At 38.5% G+C, this 21,782-nt stretch carries 25 protein-coding genes and 1 pseudogene; 11 read left to right on the top strand and 15 right to left on the bottom strand.

Annotated elements, in window-relative coordinates:
- Positions 1–262: 262 nt before the first annotated feature.
- From recR to F993_RS13165, 3 genes are all read right to left on the bottom strand, one after another.
- The gene (gene recR / locus F993_RS13155) at positions 263–859 is read right to left on the bottom strand and encodes a recombination mediator RecR (protein WP_004653413.1); all 597 of its coding nucleotides are present in this window, start codon (positions 857–859) and stop codon (positions 263–265) included.
- An 83-nt stretch (positions 860–942) separates the two neighbouring features.
- Positions 943–1,272 carry a YbaB/EbfC family nucleoid-associated protein gene (locus F993_RS13160; protein WP_004653412.1) on the bottom strand — a complete coding sequence of 110 codons (330 nt, stop codon included), beginning with the start codon at positions 1,270–1,272 and terminating at the stop codon, positions 943–945.
- Between the two features lie 12 nt (positions 1,273–1,284).
- Entirely contained in the window at positions 1,285–2,472 is a 1,188-nt protein-coding gene (locus F993_RS13165) for an O-succinylhomoserine sulfhydrylase (protein WP_004653411.1), read from the bottom strand.
- Positions 2,473–2,607: 135 nt separating this feature from the next.
- On the opposite strand from F993_RS13165, the gene F993_RS13170 reads away from it, so the two are divergent.
- Both F993_RS13170 and F993_RS13175 read left to right on the top strand, forming a co-directional pair.
- Positions 2,608–3,693 (top strand): alpha/beta fold hydrolase, encoded by a 1,086-nt coding sequence (locus F993_RS13170; RefSeq protein WP_004653410.1) that lies wholly within the window; start codon positions 2,608–2,610, stop codon positions 3,691–3,693.
- Between the two features lie 3 nt (positions 3,694–3,696).
- Positions 3,697–4,569, top strand: a complete 873-nt coding sequence (locus F993_RS13175; protein ID WP_004653408.1) for an NAD(P)-dependent oxidoreductase — start codon at positions 3,697–3,699, stop codon at positions 4,567–4,569.
- A 99-nt stretch (positions 4,570–4,668) separates the two neighbouring features.
- Here F993_RS13175 and F993_RS13180 read toward each other — a convergent pair whose 3' ends face one another.
- From F993_RS13180 to F993_RS13200, 8 genes and pseudogenes are all read right to left on the bottom strand, one after another.
- Positions 4,669–5,217, bottom strand: a complete 549-nt coding sequence (locus tag F993_RS13180; RefSeq protein WP_004653407.1) for an isochorismatase family protein — start codon at positions 5,215–5,217, stop codon at positions 4,669–4,671.
- 57 nt (positions 5,218–5,274) lie between these two features.
- Positions 5,275–5,556 carry a hypothetical protein gene (locus tag F993_RS0119615; protein WP_032812441.1) on the bottom strand — a complete coding sequence of 94 codons (282 nt, stop codon included), beginning with the start codon at positions 5,554–5,556 and terminating at the stop codon, positions 5,275–5,277.
- An 89-nt stretch (positions 5,557–5,645) separates the two neighbouring features.
- Positions 5,646–6,077 carry a hypothetical protein gene (locus tag F993_RS13185; RefSeq protein WP_004653405.1) on the bottom strand — a complete coding sequence of 144 codons (432 nt, stop codon included), beginning with the start codon at positions 6,075–6,077 and terminating at the stop codon, positions 5,646–5,648.
- Positions 6,078–6,138: 61 nt separating this feature from the next.
- Positions 6,139–6,468, bottom strand: coding sequence for a four-helix bundle copper-binding protein (locus F993_RS20025; protein WP_081401966.1), 330 nt, complete (start codon positions 6,466–6,468; stop codon positions 6,139–6,141).
- A 165-nt stretch (positions 6,469–6,633) separates the two neighbouring features.
- Positions 6,634–6,795 (bottom strand): annotated as a pseudogene (locus F993_RS20695) (hypothetical protein); the annotation flags it as partial.
- 313 nt (positions 6,796–7,108) lie between these two features.
- Positions 7,109–7,897: a DUF4882 family protein gene (locus F993_RS13190; RefSeq protein ID WP_004653404.1), complete on the bottom strand. Its 789-nt coding sequence runs from the start codon at positions 7,895–7,897 to the stop codon at positions 7,109–7,111.
- A gap of 162 nt (positions 7,898–8,059) precedes the next feature.
- The gene (locus tag F993_RS13195) at positions 8,060–8,269 is read right to left on the bottom strand and encodes a hypothetical protein (protein ID WP_004653403.1); all 210 of its coding nucleotides are present in this window, start codon (positions 8,267–8,269) and stop codon (positions 8,060–8,062) included.
- 46 nt (positions 8,270–8,315) lie between these two features.
- Entirely contained in the window at positions 8,316–8,909 is a 594-nt protein-coding gene (locus F993_RS13200) for a LysE family translocator (RefSeq protein WP_004653402.1), read from the bottom strand.
- 363 nt (positions 8,910–9,272) lie between these two features.
- Between F993_RS13200 and F993_RS13205 the strand changes: the two genes are divergently transcribed.
- Together F993_RS13205 and F993_RS13210 are read left to right on the top strand one after the other, a co-directional pair.
- Entirely contained in the window at positions 9,273–9,716 is a 444-nt protein-coding gene (locus tag F993_RS13205) for a BLUF domain-containing protein (protein WP_004653401.1), read from the top strand.
- A gap of 200 nt (positions 9,717–9,916) precedes the next feature.
- Positions 9,917–10,234 (top strand): DMT family transporter, encoded by a 318-nt coding sequence (locus F993_RS13210; protein ID WP_004653400.1) that lies wholly within the window; start codon positions 9,917–9,919, stop codon positions 10,232–10,234.
- 41 nt (positions 10,235–10,275) lie between these two features.
- Here the strand turns inward: F993_RS13210 and F993_RS13215 are convergent, their stop codons facing one another.
- The gene (locus tag F993_RS13215; RefSeq protein ID WP_004653399.1) at positions 10,276–10,860 is read right to left on the bottom strand and encodes a lysozyme; all 585 of its coding nucleotides are present in this window, start codon (positions 10,858–10,860) and stop codon (positions 10,276–10,278) included.
- A gap of 1,583 nt (positions 10,861–12,443) precedes the next feature.
- On the opposite strand from F993_RS13215, the gene F993_RS13220 reads away from it, so the two are divergent.
- The 3 genes from F993_RS13220 (at position 12,444) to F993_RS13230 (ending at position 14,574) form a co-directional block, all read left to right on the top strand.
- Positions 12,444–12,713, top strand: coding sequence for a YARHG domain-containing protein (locus F993_RS13220; protein ID WP_004653398.1), 270 nt, complete (start codon positions 12,444–12,446; stop codon positions 12,711–12,713).
- 94 nt (positions 12,714–12,807) lie between these two features.
- Positions 12,808–13,221 (top strand): HIT family protein, encoded by a 414-nt coding sequence (locus F993_RS13225; RefSeq protein ID WP_004653397.1) that lies wholly within the window; start codon positions 12,808–12,810, stop codon positions 13,219–13,221.
- Between the two features lie 252 nt (positions 13,222–13,473).
- On the top strand, positions 13,474–14,574 hold the full coding sequence (locus F993_RS13230; protein WP_004653396.1) for a porin: 1,101 nt from the start codon (positions 13,474–13,476) through the stop codon (positions 14,572–14,574).
- 108 nt (positions 14,575–14,682) lie between these two features.
- Here the strand turns inward: F993_RS13230 and F993_RS13235 are convergent, their stop codons facing one another.
- Positions 14,683–15,561, bottom strand: coding sequence for a LysR family transcriptional regulator (locus F993_RS13235; RefSeq protein WP_004653395.1), 879 nt, complete (start codon positions 15,559–15,561; stop codon positions 14,683–14,685).
- A gap of 146 nt (positions 15,562–15,707) precedes the next feature.
- Here F993_RS13235 and speB point away from each other — a divergent pair, with 146 nt between their 5' ends.
- The 3 genes from speB (at position 15,708) to F993_RS13250 (ending at position 19,602) form a co-directional block, all read left to right on the top strand.
- Positions 15,708–16,670: an agmatinase gene (speB, locus tag F993_RS13240; protein WP_004653394.1), complete on the top strand. Its 963-nt coding sequence runs from the start codon at positions 15,708–15,710 to the stop codon at positions 16,668–16,670.
- A gap of 52 nt (positions 16,671–16,722) precedes the next feature.
- The gene (locus F993_RS13245; RefSeq protein ID WP_004653393.1) at positions 16,723–17,994 is read left to right on the top strand and encodes an MFS transporter; all 1,272 of its coding nucleotides are present in this window, start codon (positions 16,723–16,725) and stop codon (positions 17,992–17,994) included.
- Between the two features lie 102 nt (positions 17,995–18,096).
- Entirely contained in the window at positions 18,097–19,602 is a 1,506-nt protein-coding gene (locus F993_RS13250) for a purine-cytosine permease family protein (protein WP_004653392.1), read from the top strand.
- Positions 19,603–19,670: 68 nt separating this feature from the next.
- On the opposite strand, the gene F993_RS13255 is transcribed toward F993_RS13250, so the two are convergent.
- Positions 19,671–20,285: a YidB family protein gene (locus F993_RS13255; protein WP_004653391.1), complete on the bottom strand. Its 615-nt coding sequence runs from the start codon at positions 20,283–20,285 to the stop codon at positions 19,671–19,673.
- Positions 20,286–20,403: 118 nt separating this feature from the next.
- Positions 20,404–20,865, bottom strand: a complete 462-nt coding sequence (locus F993_RS13260) for a DUF6231 family protein (RefSeq protein ID WP_004653390.1) — start codon at positions 20,863–20,865, stop codon at positions 20,404–20,406.
- 37 nt (positions 20,866–20,902) lie between these two features.
- On the opposite strand from F993_RS13260, the gene F993_RS13265 reads away from it, so the two are divergent.
- The gene (locus F993_RS13265) at positions 20,903–21,772 is read left to right on the top strand and encodes a DUF2797 domain-containing protein (protein ID WP_004653389.1); all 870 of its coding nucleotides are present in this window, start codon (positions 20,903–20,905) and stop codon (positions 21,770–21,772) included.
- Positions 21,773–21,782 lie beyond the last annotated feature (10 nt).

The raw sequence follows: 21,782 nt of genomic DNA, 5'->3' as shown, positions 1-21,782 counted from the left end.
AACCATGCGCAATAAAACTGCCCAATGCCAGTCATTGCTCAACTGAAAAATACAAAAAAATTAATTGGTATTCCATATACAAGACATGAAATTACTCCTCTTCCATTCATCAAAAAACGAAAATCCTTTTCGCCCGTCAATAGTGCCACAAATCACAATAAATAGATCTACGATAATGTTAGACAAAATGTAAAATTTAATTATTTGTTTAAATTAACAGCATGAATTTAATATAAATATAAAAAAATGCGAATGAAGCCTATTATTTCATTCGCATACGGTTGTGTACGGCTTGGCTTAAAGTATGACTATCAACATATTCCAGTTCACCACCTTGTGGTACACCTTGTGCAATTCGGGTCATGTGAATCGGTAAATGTTTGGTTGCTTCAACCAAATAATGTGCAGTCGCTTGGCCTTCCACCGTAGCATTCGTGGCTAAAATCACCTCTTGAATCTGTCCTGCACTCAGACGTTGAATCAGATAAGGAATACCAATCTCTTCTGGCCCGATACCATCCAATGGTGATAGATGTCCACCAAGCACATGATATTTTCCACGAAAACTGCCACTTTGTTCAATCGCCATCACATCGGCTGGTGATTCAACCACGCATAACAATTGTTCATCTCGCTCCACTGAGGCACAAATATCACAGATTTCATTTTCTGTTAATGAATGACAAATATGACACTCATGAATATGGCTAGATGCTTCATGTAAAGCATGAGAAAGCGCAAATGCACCTTCACGGTTTTTCATTAACAAATGTAATGCCATACGCTGTGCTGATTTTGGACCAACACTTGGCAATATACGTAATGCTTGAACTAATTGTTCAAATCGTTCACTAAACACAAATCAACTCTCATAATCTCCCCTAACCCCTCTTTAATAAAGAGGGGTACTCCTCCCTTTAAAAAAGGGAGGCTGGGAGGGATTTAAAATAAACCAGATAAACCCGGTGGCAAGCCCATACCGGTGTTCGCACCTTTTAACTTCTCTTCAGAAATGGCTTCTGCTTGACGTGCGGCATCATTCATCGCTGCAGCAATCAAATCTTCAATCATATCTGCTTCGTCTTGTAATAAATCAGGACTAATTTCGATACGCTTAACCACATTACGGCAAGTCATGGTTACTTTCACTAAACCACCGCCAGCTTCCGCATGAACTTCAGTTTTTGCAAGCTCTTCTTTGGCTTTTTTAAGATTTGATTCCATATCTTTTTGCATGCGCTGAGCTTGCTGCATGAGCATATTAATGTTCATAAGTTTCTCTCGTTAAATTAAATCTAAACCGCGTGATATGTCGCGAATAATATCATCAATGTCTTCTAAACCAACAGACACACGAATCAAACCTTCTTCAATTCCTGCAGCTTGTTTAGCTTCGGCCGACATTCTACCATGCGAGGTGGTTGCTGGATGCGTAATTGTTGACTTAACATCCCCAAGATTACTGGTAATCGACAAGAAACGGGTGTTATCGATCACAGTCCAAGCACCTTCACGCTGGCCTTTCACCACAAAAGAGACAACACCACCAAAACCTTTTTGTTGTTTTTTCGCCAACTCATGTCCAGGATGATCGACCAAACCTGCGTAGTACACCTTTTCAACTTTTTCATGTTGATGCAGCCATTCCGCAAGTTTTTGTGCACTTTCACAATGCGCTTTCATACGAATGCTCAGTGTTTCCAAGCCTTTCAAGAAAATCCATGCATTGAATGGACTCATCGAGTTACCCAAAGTACGAATCACACCATTTACTTCTTCGAGTAGGTCATGTTTTCCAACAACTGCACCACCAAGCGCACGACCTTGCCCATCAATATACTTGGTTGCTGAATAAAGCACTAAATCGGCACCAAACTTAATCGGTTGTTGTAATACTGGTGTACAGAAACAGTTATCCACTGCAAACAAAGCACCATTGGCATGGGCGATATCAGCAATGGCTTGCATATCACCCACTTGTGCCAATGGATTCGACGGCGTTTCAATAAATAAGATACGTGTGTTTGGACGAATCGCCTGTTTCCAGCCTTCAAGATCATCTAAATCGACAAAAGTCACTTCAACAGCAAATTTCGCGACATATTTTTCAAATAAAGCGATGATTGAACCAAATACCGCACGAGAACAAATGACATGGTCGCCCGCTTTTAAATAGGCCATGCACATTGCATGTACCGCTGCCATACCAGAACTGGTCGCAACTGCACGTTCTGCACCATCCAATACGGCTAAACGTTTTTCAAAAGCTTGTACCGTTGGATTGGTATAACGTGAATAGGTATTACCAGCGATTTGCCCTGAGAATTTTGCAGCAGCATCAGCCGCACTGTCGCACACAAATGATGAGGTCAGAAAGATTGGCTCACTATGCTCACCTTCAGAGGTACGATCATGCCCTGTGCGAATTGCCAGTGTTTCTAGTTGGTATTCTAAATCATCGCTTGGATTCATCGTTCTGTATGCCTTATGATCATAATGTCGAAATGTGCCAATATTTTGAGCGCCTAAGGTATTTAAGGTCAAGGCATAAGATGAAATTATCGCTTAGACTTCGTGCAATCTTGACTCATGATGAGACTTTCTAAGATGAAATCGCTTGTGGAACAGCAAAAAATAAATTTTAAACATCTGGCTATGCGTGTCTTCGATGCCGACAAACTGGTTTTATCTCAATCGACACCGTATCAAGTGATTGCTCAATTTAAACAAACTCGTGTCCGTTTCTACGCTTCAGAGAACAAACGCTATAAAGAACCATTGGTGTTCGTTGCACCTTTGGCCATTAATATGGATATCTATGATTTATATCCTTATCGTTCGTTGGTAAAGCATTTTCAAGAAAGTGGTTTTGATGTCTATCTGATTGATTGGGGTAAGCTTACATATAAGAACTACCAGATTAACTTTCTATCTTTTATAGATAACTTTATACCTAAATGTATTGAAGCGATTCAACAACATTCTAAATCTGAAAAAATTTCACTGCATGGTTGGAGTATGGCGGGGATTTTCGTCACCCTTTACACCGCACGCCATCAGCCAAGTGTAGTAAAAAATCTTGTGGTCTTAGGCAGCCCGATCGACAGCTATGCTTCGGGTTATATTGGCAAGTTATACAAAACTTTGGCTTATCTGACTAACCGCAATCCAACCATTAAAGATTACATCTATAACCGTTTACCGAAATTAATGATTCATTCACCAGGCTTCCTCAACTCGCTGGGATTCAAACTGTTAGATCCTAAAGGCTGGATTGATGGCAATATCCAGTTATTGAAAAACTTGGACAATCTAAAGCTGGTACAAGAAGATGCAACCCTGAGTCATTTCTTAAATAACATGATTGATTATCCGGGTGGTGTGAACCAAGACATGCTGTTTAATGTATGGTTGCAAAACCCATTAAAAAATGGCGCTATTCAGCTCAAAAATAAAACCATTGAACTCAAAAACATCAATTGCTCTTTATTTGTTGGCGCTGGAAAAGGTGATCAACTGGTAACTTCTGAATCTGCATTTCCGTTGACCCAGTTGACAAGTAGTCAAGATGTCACGTTTACTCTTATCCCGGGTGGGCACTTGGGTTTAATGTCCAGTCAAAACAGTTCAATAGAGTTCTGGCCAACACTGACAACATGGTTAGCCGAACGATCGACACAAATCAAAAGGTAAAGTATGACTCAATCTGTTGCATTCATCGGTTTAGGGGCTATGGGCTATCGCATGGCAGCACATTTGCCTAAATATTTCGAGAAGGTCTATGTCTGGAATCGAAATTTTAGTAAAGCTGAACAGCATGCAACAGAATATGGAACAACCGCTGTTGAGCTTACTCAAGCGGTTCAGGCCGATATTATCTTTTCTTGTTTACCGACCAGCGATGACGTTGAAGCATTAATCGAAGGTATTGAAATTAAGTCGGGCTCGATCTGGATTGACTGCACCAGTGGAGTGCCCGAAGCAGCGCGCCGTCTGGCTGTGAAATTAAAAGCTCAAAATGTGGACTTTTTGGATGCACCCGTCAGTGGACAAACAATTGGTGCTGAAAATGCAACCTTAACCGTCATGGTGGGTGGCGATGTCAATGCCTTTGAGCTTGCTTACCCTGCAATGGCAGCAGTCGGTAAATTGATTCAGCATGTCGGTGAATCTGGTGCTGGTTTCGCGGTAAAAGCCATTAACAATATGCTACTGGCTGTGAATTTGTGGTCAGTTGCCGAAGGGTTTAGTACTTTAAAAGCGCACGGTGTCAATTTGGATGCGGCACTGAATTGTATTAACGCCTCTAGTGGCAAAAGTCTAGTTACCGAAACCATTTTCCCGCAGCGTGTATTAAGTCGTGAGTTTCCTGTGACTTTTGGACTTCCATTACTCGCGAAAGATACAGGTATCGCGCTTGATTTAGTTAAAGATGCCAAGCTCCCTGCTCCGATTTTGTCCTTAACACAAAGCTTGATTCAAGCAGCAAATTTAACGGCTGAGCCCAATAGTGACTTCTCAGCAGCAGTTAAAATGTATGAGTCGTGGAGTAAAATTACGCTGAATTAGGATTTATTCTATATAAAACTTTATCTGTAAAATATTAAAAACCGCTCTATTGAGTGGTTTTTAATATCATAGGATCTTGTTATTTATAAATTTTATATATCATATTCTCTTAAAAACAACCTCATTCACTGAGGCACAAATCCTAATTTCATCACCAAGCGACCACTCTGCTGCTCTGGCTGCCATCGCAGCAGCTACACCATGCGATCCTGGCCCTGCTGGCACGTCATATGTTGCATGGGCGTCATGTGGTAACAATACGTCATAACCAAGCTCTAATGCGGCACGTACAGTTGCTGCAACACACATTTCGGATAGAACACCACATATTGCGAAAGACTTGATCTCATGATTGTCCAATATCTGTTGAAGTAGGGTTGCACTAAAACCATTATCTTGATTTTTTCTTATGACATACTCATTCGGTTGTGGCTGGAAAAAAAGCTCCCAACCACTTTGATATGGCTCATCTAAAGCACCCATCTCTCCATCATTTTGCAGGAAGATTACAAGTACATTAGCCAGACGAGCTTTATAGAGTAAAATACTGATCGATGAAGTGAGTTGTTTATAATCAGGTATAGCTTTTGTACCTGATACAAAAGCATTTTGCACATCGACCACAATCAATGCCTCTACTACATTCATTCGAGTTGAGATAGCTATCCCCTCATGATTAAAGCTTAATTCGATTATTGATCTGAATTATTTATTATTCACATCAATTTTAAAAATCATCCCATTACAGACCCAGACGGTGTATATCTGCATATCAATCTCATAGACATATTCTGCAGCCTCACATAAGCGCCGACCTTCTTTATGTATAAAATATCTTGCAGACGTGTTGCCCATTTTTCTAAGCAAATCACTTTCACTATCTCCCACGTTAATCAGCTCATAGGATGTGCGCATTGACTTTGTTTCCCTACCAAGGGTAGTTGTTGATATTAGAACTGAAATTATACCTAGTATTAAGTATTTCATTTTGTTAAGCCATTTGTTATTAGTATAAATAATTTACCAAACGGTTAAAATAAAGTCATTCATTAGAGGCTGCTAAATAAACGCCCACATCAATCTTTTAAGTCTTCTAAATTTTGTATAGCAAGCTTTACTGAATAAACACCGTCCTCCTCATTAATCACAGCGGCTACTTTCTTATCCATTGAAATTTCAGCAAATTGCTGAGCATCATTTCTACTCAAATAGCCAACATTTAAACCGTTTATTTGGACCTTAATCGCATTCTTATCAAACTTATTTGATGGCTCTGATATCAGATTTGCGGTCACTTCTATTAAATTTTCTTTAGCTTGTGAATCTACTATCTGCTTTAAGTTTTGCTGAAATGATCTGACAGCAACGATTTCAAAGGTATATAGAACATTATCAACAAATGATTCATTTTCAGATACGAAAGATGACAGATGATTTGTATTTTGAAATTTCCGAGCAAATAACAAGATCAACAAGCCAATGATTAGGGTAAGTATTAGAATCCACATACCGATACTCCTTACCCTTCGAATCAGTGCTTAACCTTAGTCAACAATCTTACTTTATGCTTTAAGCCGCCATTTTTCGGCATTCAATTGCACATTGACGACATGCTTCGGCGCATTGGAGACAATGCTGATTGTTATGTTTTCTACACTCTTCAGCACAGTGATCACAAACTCGGGCACAAAGTGTACATATATCGACTAAAAAAAATGATTCCCTTTGATTTGATCGCGCACAAAGATCACAAATTTCAGCACATGCTATACATCTTTGAATACATTCACGCATCATCTCCACATCGATTTCTTTAAGACATAGATTTGCACAAGTTGAACACGTTAAAGAACAGAAAATACATGTTTTTGTGCATTCAGAGAAATTAATTGTATTCATGTCATTCTCCTTACCAACTCAAGACTGGTTAACTACCAAGCTATGCATAAAAAGTGATATGAAACAGGAACATTAAGTTATAAAAAGTAAGAAGTGTAAGATTGAGTTAAACAAACAACGCTTTCTTTGGAGCTTTCTTACAAATAAATCTTTTAATTAATCCGTTTAAGAATCCAGCTCTATTGTATATTTTGAAATAAAGTTTGAATAAAAATGATAACTTACTCTATAGTTTTGATCTAAATTATCCATATTTTTTGCAAATTCTACATCACCTGAGCATAGATAAATATAGAATTTGTGCACACCAAAGCCACCTAAAAAGAATGCAAGTAAAGCTACTGCAACTCTACTTTTTACCTATAGTGATTGTTTGTTGTCTAACCCCACATTTCTGACAGATCTCAGCTCGACTATCAATTCCCTTCCCGCATGCAAAGCAAAATTTCGTTTGACTGATTAATTTAATCCAATCATTTATTTATTGTTCCGCGATTCTCTCACTCTACTAACCAATATTCAACATAAGGTTATTTACTCATATAAAGTTATTAATCCGAATTATATTTGATTATTATATAAGCTTCTTCAATTTTAAGGCCTTCTAGAATAGTCAATTGACCTCCCGAAGGAGGCCTCTTTAAAGTGTTGTTCCACAGATATCTTTTGTTCCTGTGGGGTAGATATTTGAAAGTTTTGTGTGATCAGTAATAAACTCTACGGATAAGTTTTGTCCAACAACTGAAGCCGATGTCGCTATAGCTCCAGTACCTCCACCAGCTATAAATGATAAAGCCAAACCACTATTGTCATAGCCAGACACATAGCCTTTGTTTACACCATTAAAAACATATCCGATCTGTTTACTATTTTGATTCACATAAAAACCTAGAGTCTGATAACCATCAGCAGTATTTTCAGGTTTTAAGGTCAATACACCAGATGACTGCGTACCACCATTAATCAAAAGCAGTATATTATTATTTGTATTTGTGCCCTGACCATTCACATGAATTAAAGCGATATTAAAGGCATTCTGATTACCATTTGTTGCAGCAATCTGAATTGGGAAAAAAGTTATTGTTTCACCTGCGGGTAGAACATAAGTTGGAATTTTTAACTTGATTTCAAAAGCAACTGTACCACCAGCAAAAATTACCTTATCTCCAGGCACATCTTGAAAAGCAAGATTTGGATAACTAATTTTATTATTCGCGAAAGCATTACTCATGGCCATATAGGATTTCACACTGCTACTTGCCTCTACATTAAAACTTGCTTTTGCACCTAGTATGTTTGGAAACCTAGTCATGGTTGAATCAATTTGTGATAGCTGGGCCTGTGTGGCATCTAAATCATAAGTACAAGCAGCAAAGCTACTCCCCGTAATCATTACATTAATAAAGGTCCCTAAAATTATCTTTTTCATATACTAATCCTTTTTATAATAGAACATTCAGTATACATTTTTTATTAAATTAGTCAGTAAAAACAGATAAATGGGTCAACTAGCGTTTTTCTGTTGTCAAAAGAAAGAATAAAAACCCACGTCTAAGCGTGGGTCAATGTCTTCAATCTATGGTAGATGAATCTACGCCGCCCCGACATACCGGTAAATACTGCCATCTTTAGGGTTTTCAAAAAGTAAATCTATATTAGGTAGAAGAATCTCCCCCTCTACTTCGATATGTTCAATTCGTTTAAAGAAGGGAATTTCTTGATCATTAACAGCTTTTACTTTGGCTGTGGCGATCTTCTCGGACTCAAATTGATCCTTTACTTTAATTTTTATAGTGTTCATTAAAAACTCCAATTTTTAAATTTTAAATACAACAGCAAAACAAAATTTAGAACGATGAAATCGCTGAATAAGCCAGAGGCATCGCAAAGAAAGTTAAAACAAATGCTGCTGAACGTTGTAGGTTGCGTTGATTCAGCCAAGAAATTTTGTTGGAAATTAGAATAGATCCAAATGCAATCCATAAAAAAGCAATTGGGGTAATCAATGCTAAGAATGTTCCCATATGAACAATATATTCATGTGGGTTGAGCCAAGCAGTGTGTGGAAAAATGGCTGAAGCGAATAATAAAGCTTTAGGATTCAGTAAAGTCGCAACAAATAAAGCCTTAGATGTGATCAAAGGTTGGCTCAAATCAAGTTCTTTTGTAGAAGTAATCCACAATTTAATTGCCAAATAGATAATAAAAGTGGCACTCAGTAGTTTGATTAACGGTGGCAACCAAGGCACATAGTGTGAAACAGACTCAAGTAAAAAGCCCCATGTTGTAATGGCAATGAAATAACCAATCACCTCCGCAGGGATCAATTTCAATGAACGTTTAATACCTGTCTGGATTCCAGATGAAGCCAATAATGTATTCGTTGGACCTGGTGTTAGCAAGATCGTAATAATCAAACCAATAAACAGAAATGACACCATAGACAAATACCTTTGCTAAGTTTCGCAAACGCAATATGGCAAACTAGATCCAGTCTTGTCGACAAAATGGTTGTAACCAAAAATATTGGTATTAATATTTTTCAATAAAAATCAACAATTTGATTTATTTTAAAGTTTATTCTAAATTTAATTTACTCTTCATAAAGTTGTGATAAAAATCACAATTTTTCAATAATTCCATATATATAGCCCTACTCCAATTATAATAATCCCTAAAAGCTCTATAAAAATTTATAGATAAAATAAAAGTATAAAAACTACTTTTCTCTTTACAGACTTAAGTATACAAGGCATTGTTTTTTCTATATAACAGGGATTCAACCTTCAAAATGAGCATATCTAATGAAGTCTGTAAGGCTTTTATACGTAAGCAAAATTAAGAATATTGACTCCAACTTAAAAACAGATTTGATTAAAATCCTCGATGAAGCTGTAGACTTTAATTATCGCAATGATATTACAGGCGTTTTATATTATGGCCATGGCTATTTTGTACAATGTCTAGAAGGTCAAAAGAGTGTGGTTGACAATTTATTTTATAACAAGATTGTCAAAGATGAACGCCACATCAATTGTGAAATTCTCTATTATACCGAATGTGAGAACAAATTTTTCTCGCAATGGTCTATGAAGTTTTCACCTATCAATCAGAACATTTCAGAATTTTTCATGAAGTACCATTTAGAAGAGTTTAATCCTTATTTGCTAACAGCTGAAACCGTCGAGAAATTCGTTTCTGTTTTAGCTGGTGAACCAGAATATAATGTCCAAGCATATGTTTCTTGAATAATTAAAATTTTTCATAGAAATGCGCTAAAAAGGTATCTATTTGGGATGCCTTTTTACCAATTGGAATAAAATTTAACAAAAATAAATTGAAGTGATCAGCTTAAAGTGTTTAGATGTTTCTTGAAGAGGACGACCTCTTTATATTCAAATTTTCAAGCTTTAGGACGACCTAAATATTAATAAAATGAGGTGTCGAAATGGCTTGGGCTTATCTTCTATTAGCTGGTATTTTTGAAATTGTATGGGCATATTCTATGAAAATGTCCGACGGTTTTACCAAGCTTACGCCTAGCATCATTACTATTGTTTTTATGATTTTAAGCTTCGGTTTGTTAGCTGTTGCAATGAAAACACTGCCTTTAGGCACTGCTTATACAATTTGGGTAGGTATCGGGGCTGTTGGTGCATTCCTAATCGGGATATTCTTTCTGCATGAACCTATGGGATTTTTACGTCTTTTAGCTGCAGCATCCATCGTATTCGGTGTGGTATTGATGAAAGTGACTACACCCTAATTTTTAATTTTATAAAGCCCTCAGCTGAGGGCTTTTTTATACTATTTTTTCAGAAATAAGGATCTTTCAACTTGGCGACGATGAATTAATCCTTTTAAAACTTTGCCACCACCTTTATTCCATACCAGAAACTGATCTGCAGCATCTTGGAAAGCTAGTGCATTCAAATACTTTAGCAGTGTCGAATTTTTAAAAGCATTGCTGCCGATATTATATGCTAATGAAACTAGAGCATCGAACTGATTTTGTGAAATTGGAACCCTTACAGCTTCATTAACAGTTTTCTCGAAGCGCCTTAAATCATATTGGAAAAAAGACTTTGCTTGTTCTAAAGTACAACGTTCACCTTTTTTAACCCTAGCCTTATTTGGATAAACTGTAGTACCAAAGCCAATAGTCCATATGCCTGTACCATCATCGTAAGCGTTTAGTTTTAAATCCTCAAAGCTTGTAATTAGATTGATACCATGAGCACTTATAGACATTTCAAAATCAAAGGCTGCACCTAACATATCGCCGGTATCATAAGCAGTTGCAACATTCATTTGCTTATCTTTAGCATGGTTCCATTTTTGAGAGTGCCTAACATCAATGAGCTTGCGGAAATAATCCAAGATAGTCTTCATGATTTCTCACTTACCATTTTCACATCATTCGATCCAACCAAATAAATCCACAATATCATTTATAAAGATTGAAAACCGCATATTAACGCTAAATACATCAAAGCACTGACAATCCTTAACGCTCAACATTTGCATTACATCATCTCTAACCAATCGATTTAAACGTATTGAATCTAACAATACTCTGAATAATCACAATGTCTCTTTAGTCAACACTACTCATAGCCTACTAATCAATCTTCATTAAATTGCTTTCAGCCAACATACTAACTAAAATTATTCTTGCGGGAGCAAGGACTTTCCGATGGATAAATTCGTACTTCACAGGGTTCCTGCCGTTGGAGCAGTTTTAAATGGGTCTGCTTCCACAAAGGTAACGCCTTGGGAAGCCTAAAAAACGAAGGACGCCTCCTCACAGTTTCCTTTGAAGCTGAGTAGGATAAAAGAATCATGGTCACAATGAAGTCTTTACTAAGAGCCAAAACTATGGGCTTTTATTTTGTAATCCTTAATAATTTTGCTTTATCATTCAATTTGAGGCAACAGACTCTCCCATCTAGCTCCACTTTCCATACTTTAAGCTGCATAGTAAATTCAGGGTTATATACAATTAAAAAGCCCACTCTCTCCAGAGTGGGCTTCCCCTTAATTCTTTTGCGCTGAATGAAGGTTATTGTTGTTTAGTTATTATCGAACAACAAGGCAAATATAGATAAAAGTGTGACGCAAATCAACAAAATTATGCTTATTTTGATTAAATTTTAAAGATCAGCTACACAATAAGGCATTATAATGTATCACAACATCTTATCGACAAAAGCTTATTTCTTCTTGCTGAACTTGGCTATCAGCGCGAGAATATAAAATATAGCCAAAATGATAAAACAATGTTCATATAGAAATTTAAGCGATAAAACTGAAAAATCCCACCTTTCGATGAGTAGTTAATCGAACTGAACTCATTCTCCATCAGGAACAGACAATTTAAGCTGATTATTTTTTACTCTAAAGGCATATGAGTTTGCTGGGTAATTTTTTGTTGATAATCTCGATCTAAAATAACCCCTCGATTTCGGGTCTTCTGCAATGAATTTTACTGTTGTTCGTATTCGGATGCATTTAAAGCATATGTTTCATTGTTTTTTAGAAGAGATTGAGATCCTTCAAATGGGCTCATATTAGATGTATTTGACCGAGTTTCATACATATTCATTTATTATGTAATTGAACAAAATAAAACTCCTAACAGCATTTAAATTTCAATTTGTTAAAACTCATATGGCAGCAATGAATGGATAAATAAACCTTTAAAAAGAGAGAAATATCGTACAAACAAACCATATAATGCACAATAAAAATCATTATAATCAATTGTTTTATATGAAATTATAATAAAGTTCTTGATATATAAGGCTTTTCCATATTATAAGGATAAATTATGAAGTAAAATTACACTCGTACCATACAGTTTCATTGAAATTTCATTAATAAACCTTATATTGGTATATACGTAGCGATCAAGCGCCATATGAATCTACTTCATACAGCATTGATTTATACTTTTTTGATTAGAGGAACACCTCATGAATAAGTTAATGGTTGCGGTTTTTGCTGGCTTACTTACCCTAACAGGTTTTAGTGTACAAGCTGCAACACCAGAACAAGAATGTAAAAAGTTACAGGATGATTATAACCTGATCTATGCATCTAAAGGATTCTGTTTTAAAGACGCTGATGCTAAAGCGAAGTTTGGTAACGAAAATTGCCATACCACTAAGCCAAAGTTTTCTGATAAAGAACAACAACGTCTTGATGAAATCAAAGCTCGCCAAAAAGAGCTTAACTGCAAATAAGCAGCCATATATAGTGTTTCAAACACCCCACTTCACTCTCTCATCACAGAGAGTGACTTCTATTATTGAGATAGGCCTATCTAAAGGATGAATCATGGCATACGATGACCAAAATATTTTTGCACGAATCCTTCGTGGTGAATTACCTGCGATCAAAATCTATGAAGATGATCAGGTTCTCGCCTTTATGGATATCATGCCCCAAGCAGATGGTCATGCTTTAGTGATTCCAAAGACACCAGCAGTTACCTTGTTGGATCTCCCTGCTGATGCAGCTGCATATACGATCCAAATCGTACAGAAAATCGCAAAGGCAATGGAAACAGCATTGGATGCAAAAGGTATCGTCCTTATGCAGCTTTCAGGTGCAGCGGCGGGACAAACCGTCCCTCATGTGCATTTCCATCTGATCCCGAGTTCAGTGCATGAACTTGGTCGTCATGCGGCAAAAATGGGTGATCAAGAAAAAATTGCTGTGTTAGCTGAAAAAATCAAAGCTGCACTTTAAGTTCTGATTTTTATAAAAACGGAGTTATTACTCCGTTTTTTTATTTTCTAATTATATAAAAAATAAAAAGAAATATAATTATTACTAAATATGAATCGTCATCAAACTGTCATTTTTCTTTCACTTCTCTGTCACAAAGTTTACCGATACTGCATACAAGTCAGTGAGCTGTGTAACTTTATGTACACAAGCAAGCTTATAACAGTAACTAAGGCATCAGCCATTTACAAAAAGTGTTTTGGAGAAATCTCAATGAAAAAATTGCTTCTTGCTGCTACTGTAGCAACTTTAGCCATGAATGCAGCACAAGCAGCACCAACATTGTATGGTAAGCTCAATGTGACTTTAGATCAAATCGACAAAAATGGCTTTAAAGATGAAAGCGTAACAAAAGTAAACTCTAACGCTTCTCGTATTGGTGTGAAAGGCGAAGAAAAACTGACTGACAACCTTTCTGCAGTTTACTTGATTGAATGGCAAATTAGTGCAGATGGTGACGGTGATGTATTCAGTAACCGTAACCGTTACGTAGGTATTAAATCTGATGGTATCGGTACCTTAAAAGTTGGTCAATATGACTCTTACTTTAAAACTGCTGCGGGTAACAACCAAGATATTTTCAACGATCACAACGAACTGGATATGACCGCTGTTTTGGCTGGTGAAGATCGTTTAAAGAACGTGATCGGTTTTGAAACTGATAAAAAATTACTTGGTGGCCTAGCATTCAACATCATGTTCCAACAAGGTGAAGAATCATCTACTGTATCGAATAATGCAAAAGGTCAAAAAGGCAGCCGTGACAGTTTTGGTGACGGTGTTTCAACCTCTCTTACTTATGAAAATAAAGACTTCGGTTTAGCTGCTGCAGTTGCAGGTAACTTTGGTGTTGCATCTAAATATAATGCTTATAACAGCGAATTAGGTGGAAACATTTACTCTGATGCAATCCGCGTAACAGGTTCTTTAGACTTAACGCCTGCTGGTGTTGATGGCCTAGTATTTGGTGCATTATGGCAAACCACTCAACCAACAGATGATACTGTTGCAGTAACAAGTGGTACTCCTGCGGTTGTCACTTCTTATAAAGGCTTGCAAGAAGACGCGTATGGCGTAACAGCTGCATACGTAATCCCATCTACTCCAGTGAAGTTAAAAGCAGAATATATCTCTTCTACAACTGAAGTGAATGGTCGTGATGATCGTAAACAAGATCTTTATGGTGTAGGTGCTGATTATCAAATCAACAAACAAACACGTTTCTACGGTGTTGTAGGTCAACAAAAACGTGATTGGTTAGTGAAAGATGATAAGAAAACAACCATCGGTTTAGGTATGGAATATAACTTCTAATTTGAAGTTACCTCCCATCTTATAAGAAAAAGGGCGATCTTGATCTGCCCTTTTTCTTTTTGCATTGCACTCACAATACATCGATATTTCCTAACTCAGAAGCTCTCATCAAAAAAAGCCTTTAATAATCTTACGGAAACTCTGAATAACAGGATCTTTGGTTCTACCTCGCCTAAAAATAAGCGAAAATGGCGCGGCATAACCAAATGTTGCAGGAAGTAGTACTTTTAAGCGCTGTTGTTCTACCCAATATTGGGCAAAATGCTCAGGCAAATAACCAATGTATTGCCCAGATAAAATAAGTACCAATTGTGCTTCCATCGAATCGACCGTCGCAAAAGAATGTTTAAATCCCTGCTTTGCCAATTCTGTATGGCTCCAATAACCACGACTGACCATTCTTTCACGTCGAATGATTTCCGAGGTTAGACCTTGCTGCCCATATAAGGGATGCGTGTCACTACAAAATAACCACTGCTGTTTTTTGTGTAAAGCTTGATACATCACCCCATTCATTTTCAGAAAAAAAGATCCAATCGCAACATCAAAACGATTTTCCAAAATCCCCATCTGCAACTCATAGGGAGACTGTACCTGCAATTTAATATAAACATTTGGATTTTGTTCTGAAAACTGCTGAATGATTTGATCTAAAGGGATATTTCGATCTGTCACCATGGAATCCAACATCCCTATTTTAATGGTGCCCGTCAGTTCGCCTTTAATCTGAGCAGTATGTCTGGAAAAATTTTCTAACTCATTCAGTATGCGCTTGGCTTCCTGAAAAAACATTTCTCCTTTTTGAGTTAGAGAAAAACCACCACGTCCACGTTCACATAACTTAAAACCGACCATATGCTCTAATTGCGTCATATACGTACTGATGGCCGAAGTTGATAGATTGAGCTCTTGTTGAGCATTTGCAAAACCTTGATTCTTCACAATACTGACAAAAATTCGAACTAACTTGATATCCATATGTGTCATGGTTTTTATCTCAATCTTTCCTCTGACTCACTTCATCTTAAAACATTCTTGTAAATCTTAGTTTAGAAAAATCAAAACTAAGTTTTTTAAAAATAGGATTTAACCCTGTTCCAAGCTGATCAATAAATAAGAAAAAGGAGAAGCAAATGAACAAGCGTTTAAATCAACCACTTGGTGGCAATGAAATGCCTCGTTTTGGTGGTATTGCCTCAATGTTACGACTACCAGTTGTCGATAATGATGCAGGTTTGGCCGAATTGGATGCGGCTTTTATTGGGATTCCTTTAGACATTGGCACATCATTACGTTCAGGCACGCGTTTTGGCCCACGGCAAATTCGTGCCGAATCGGTCATGATTCGCCCATATAACATGGCAACTGGCGCGGCACCCTTTGATTCACTCAATGTGGCTGATATTGGTGATGTCCCGATCAACACCTTTAATTTGACAGAAGCAGTGCGCATTATCGAAGAACATTTTGATCGCGTACTGGCTCATCCGATTATTCCGCTCACGATTGGTGGTGATCACACGCTGACCCTTCCAATCCTGCGTGCGATCCATAAAAAACATGGGCCTGTTGGTTTGGTTCATATCGATGCACATGCAGACGTCAATGATGAAATGTTTGGTGAAAAAGTTGCACATGGCACTACCTTTCGACGTGCTGCTGAAGAAGGACTACTTGATTGTCAGCGCGTTGTACAAATTGGTTTACGGGCTCAAGGCTATAGTGCAGATGACTTCAATTGGAGTCGGCGACAAGGCTTTCGGGTCGTTCAAGCCGAAGAGTGCTGGCATAAATCACTCGCTCCCTTAATGGAGGAAGTAAGAGCACAAGTTGCTGGAGGGCCTGTGTATTTATCCTTTGATATCGATGGGATTGATCCTGCTTGGGCGCCAGGTACAGGAACACCAGAGATTGGCGGGTTGACCACTATTCAAGCCATGGAAATTGTGCGCGGTTGCCAAGGTCTAGATCTGATCGGCTGTGATTTGGTTGAAGTCTCACCGCCTTATGACACGACAGGCAATACCTCATTGCTTGGCGCGAATCTGCTATATGAAATGTTATGCGTCCTCCCTGGGGTAAAAATACGTAAATAACGTCCCACGATAAAACAAGAAAAACACATGGATAAAAATAGGTCGAGATGGAATGAAAAAAGATCAATCAAAACGGGCTGCTGCCGCAGCCTTTGTTGGAACAACAATCGAGTTTTATGACTTTTATGTTTATGCCACGGCTGCAGCTCTTGTTCTCGGCTTGGTATTTTTCCCTGAAACCGATCCTGTAACAGGGACATTAGCGGCATTTGCAACCTTCGCTGTCGGTTTTATTGCCAGACCGATTGCTGCCGTTATTTTCGGACATTTAGGCGATAAATTAGGTCGCAAAAAAATGCTGCTATTTACCATGCTGCTGATGGGACTGGCCACCACTGGAATTGGCTTGATTCCCAGCTATGCACATATCGGAATTTGGGCTCCTGTTCTACTGATTGTACTGCGCTTTTTGCAAGGCTTATCGGTCGGTGGTGAATGGGGTGGCGCAGTACTCATGGCCAGTGAACATGCTCCTGCCCATAAAAAAACTTTTTTCGCCTCTTTTGCCCAAATGGGCAGCCCAGCAGGTTTGATTCTGTGCCTTTTGGTATTTAAAGGTATTACGTCTTTGGATGAACAAGCCTTACTGAGTTGGGGCTGGCGTGTGCCCTTTTTACTTAGCTTTGTATTTATGCTCATTGGCCTAGCCATCCGTCTAGGAGTAGAAGAATCCCCTGAATTTAAACAGATGCAAGCCAAACAAGAAATAGCCAAATACCCTGTAAAAGAGTTGCTTAAAAACTATTGGCCCCAAGTGGTTTTTGCTGGACTGGCGATTACCATTGGAACAGCGGGTTTCTTTTTCACCAATACCTTCATGATTAGCTATGTCACTCAATATATGGGGATCAGCCGCCCCACGATTTTAGATGCTTTGTTTTGGGTCACCCTATTTGAATTTCTAGCCATGCCAATTGCAGCTTGGTATGCCAGTAAAGTGGGGACACATCGTTTTCTGTTCTGGGCTGCAATCCTCTGTATCGCCATTCCATATCCAATGTTTATGCTGGTGAGTACCCAAAATATCTATTACATCGTGTTGGGGATTACGCTTGCAGTCATTGCGCTGTCTTCTTTATATGCCGTTGTCGCTGGCTTTATGGCGGAAGCTTTTCCTGCACATGTCCGTTATTCAGGAATTTCCATTTCCTATCAAATGATTGCGGCAATCACCAGTGGAACCACACCCATCATTGGCACTTTGTTGGCTCAACATTATGCAGGCCAATGGCTACCTTTGGCGTTCTTATTTAGTTTTCTCTCGCTGCTGTCCCTCATTGGCATTTGTGGCATTACCCGATTAAGACAAAAGCAACTTTCTTAGGAACAGGCTGAACAAAAGCACGTCAGCCCCAAACAAGCCGCTTAATGGATAAGCAAACAAGCAAACCTGAATCTGATAAATGGATATTAAGAGTAGCGCATTATGCCTAGAGATCGTTCTAAACAGATTACAACAATCGAAAGTTATGGTATCGAAGAAATACCTGCACATGCCCGTACAGCAAGCCCTTTTGATCTATTTCGTTTAAGTTTTGGTGGCGCTAATACCTTTTCGACCTGTGTGTTAGGCAGCTTTCCGATCGTATTTGGCCTTTCTTTTCAAGCTGGATTCTGGGCAATCTTGTGTGGGGTTATCTTGGGGGCCTGTATCTTAGCGCCAATGGGAATTTTTGGTGCACGTACGGGAACCAACAACGCCGTGGCTTCTGGCGCACATTTTGGTGTGCATGGCAGAGTTGTCGGCTCATTTTTATCCTTACTTACCGCCATCGCATTTTTTTCGCTCTCCGTGTGGAGTTCTGGCGATGCACTGATTGGTGCAACCCAACGCCTATTTGACAGTTCTTATCAAAGTAACTGGCTATATGGATTGGTCTATAGTGGCTTTGCCTTATTGGTGCTTACAATTTGTATCTATGGCTTTCGCTTTATGCTACTGGTGAACCGAGTGGCAGTAATTGCATCAAGTCTATTATTCTTTTTAGGTCTGTTTGCTTTTTTCAAGCAATTTGATTCAACTTACGCAGGACAAATTCAACTCGGACAAGCTGGATTTTGGGCAGCTTTTACAGGTGCTGCCTTGATTGCATTCAGTAATCCAATTTCCTTTGGTACTTTCCTAGGTGGCTGGTCGCGCTATATTCCTAAAGAAACCGCCTCCCATAAAATCATGGCAGCCGTATTTGCTTCACAGCTTGCAACTTTAATTCCCTTTCTGTTTGGTCTAGTCACCGCCAGCATAGTTGCTCGTAGTGCTCCCGTGTTTATCGAACAAAATAATTACATCGCTGGACTGATTCAAATTGCGCCAGCTTGGTACTTTATTCCATTGTGTTTAATTGCACTGATTGGTGGTTTATCTACTGGAACTACAGCCTTGTACGGTACGGGTTTGGACATGTCGAGTCTTTTTCCAAAATCCCTCACACGTGTTAAAGCCACGATCTGGGTTGGCCTATTGTCCATCCTGTTTATTTTTCTAGGTCGTTTTGCAGCAAATCTAACTCAAAGCGTCATGACTTTTGCCACTCTCATAGTGGTGTGTACCAGTCCTTGGATCATCATTATGATTATCGGATTTATCACCCGCAAAGGTTACTATAAAAATGATGATTTACAGGTATTTGCAAATGGCCTAAAGGGTGGCGCTTACTGGTTTCATCATGGCTGGAATTGGCGTGGCATCATCGCATGGATACCCAGTGCAGTTATCGGTTTATGCTTTGTGCATTTACCAGATCAGTTTATTGGTATTTGGGGGCATTTATTCAATGGGCTTGATTTGAGTTTACCGATCAGTATCACACTCGCAGCACTGCTTTATATTTCACTGCTCAAATTGTTCCCTGAACCAAGTACTGTATACAAAGCAACATCTAGCGCGAAAAAGGCCAAGCAGCAATGTAATAGATCATTGCTATCAGAATAGCAATCATGCAGATATATAACTTAGAAAAAAGCCTGCTCAAGAGAACAGGCTTTTTCGCATCGGATTTTTTACTTTTTAAGGAAGCCACTCACCAAATTCAACACTTGCTGAATATCTTGGTTGGCTTCTTGTGGATTGGTACTACTGCCTTGCGGTGTTAAAGAATCAATCACTTGCGGTAAAACTGAAGCAATTGCACCATAAATGGCTTGTTTCGGTGCTTGAGTTTGTTGCGCAACTTGCTCTACATCTTGGTCATCAAATAAACTTTGAATATTTTGCTCTGGCACATCTTGTGCATTTTGTTGCTGTGGATCTACCCAGCTTTGCACTTGATTCGATAAACCCGCATTTTTTAGTTTATCCAATGCACCTTGTAAACCGCCTTGTTTTTGAATCCAAGCTAACACCAATGGTAAAACTGCAATCAATAAAGTTTGTGCGGTATTACCACCCGTTGCATTACTTTGGGTTGAAGTATTTCCACCACCCAATTGCCCTAAAACTGAACCCAAGATACCACCCAAGCCACCTTGCTGGCTTTGGGTATTTTGCTGTTGCCCACCAAGTTGACCTAAAACAGAACCTAAAATTCCACCCAAACCACCCGCTTGGCCTGATTGTTGCTGACCGCCTAAAGCTTGCTTTGCTAAAATTTCAACAATATTGGTTAAATCAGTCATGACTTAAACTTTCCTTTGGAATTATTTATGCAAAAAGCATACGCTGCTTTGAAAGCACAAAACAAAGTTAAATTGTTAAATTTTGCAAGAACTTGCAACTCTTTCCAGCCTGATTATTTTACCAGCGGAATTTATTCCAATTCTCCGGATTCGCCCAGAACTTAGAGTTAAACCAGTCAGGTACATGCTTATAAGTCAAAATATTAAATTGCCATAAAGCAAAATCACTGCCGTGTGAGGTTTTGTCAATCAATTGAGTAAAGCCAAGCGAACGCAATAATTTTTCATCGCCCAGTTTACTGATTACGACAATTCGTTTGGCCATCAGGTCACGTAACTTCACCAACAGCTGTGATTTTTGCGTTTCGGTGATATTTTGCATTTCTTCTGTATCAAATAATACAAAACCTAAATCATAACGCTGCGTAAATGGCAGACTTAAAAAGTCAGTTACGTTAAAATAATGCCATTGAATTGAAGCATTTTGGTCAATCTGCTGACCTATACAAAGTGCAGTATGAATGGGCTGTTCTTGAGATAAATCGTCTAGCATAGAAGTGATGACATTTTGTTCAGCCATAACTGCAACCCTTGATTGAAAAGATGAGAGTTTATTAATGGAACTACAAGGCATTTGTCATAAAATGCATGCAGCGCTTAAAACGCATAGTGTAACTGATCAATCAACAAGCAAGGCAAATGTTGAATATAAATTTATATTAGATCGTTCAGAAACTGACCTTCCCTTTGTTTTAGGTCAAGAAATTGAGATCGAATGGACTGGCAATATCTTTTGTACCTCTTGTGGCGCAAAAACACCGAAGTCTTATTCGCAGGGCCATTGTTTTAAATGTTTTAAAACTAAGGCCGAATGTGACCTGTGTATCATGAAACCTGAAACCTGCCATTATCACTTGGGAACCTGTCGTGAAGACCAGTTCGCACATGATGTTTGTTTCCAGCCACATATTGTGTATTTGGCCAATTCAAGTGCCTTAAAGATCGGGATTACCCGTATCGTCAATATGCCGACCCGTTGGTTAGATCAAGGGGCAACGCAAGCTTTACCCATTATGAAAGTCGGTTCACGTCGTTTGTCTGGGCATTTGGAAACGTTAATTGGTACACAAATCGCAGATAAAACCGACTGGCGCAAATTGCTGAAAGGTGAAGCTGAACCTTTAAATCTGCTTGAGCAACGTGATCAAATTCTTGAAGAATTCGCTCCGAAAATTCAAAGCATCCGTGAAGAATTCAATCAGAACCTTGAATTTAACGAAAGCTTGGAATTCTTGGAAGATGAAACGCCACGTGAATTTATCTATCCAGTTGAGCATTATCCTGAAAAGATTAAATCGCTGAATTTGGATAAAACACCAAAAATTCGTGGTGTGTTGCAAGGAATCAAAGGTCAATACTTATTATTTGATATTGGTGTGATCAATATCCGTAAATATACAGGTTATGAACTGATCCTTCGTGCCTGAAGCATATGCA

Origin of the sequence: Acinetobacter proteolyticus, assembly GCF_000367945.1 — a bacterium.
Taxonomy (GTDB): Bacteria; Pseudomonadota; Gammaproteobacteria; order Pseudomonadales; family Moraxellaceae; genus Acinetobacter; species Acinetobacter proteolyticus.
Note: the sequence above shows the minus strand (reverse complement) of the source record. Positions and strands in the feature narration are given on the sequence as shown.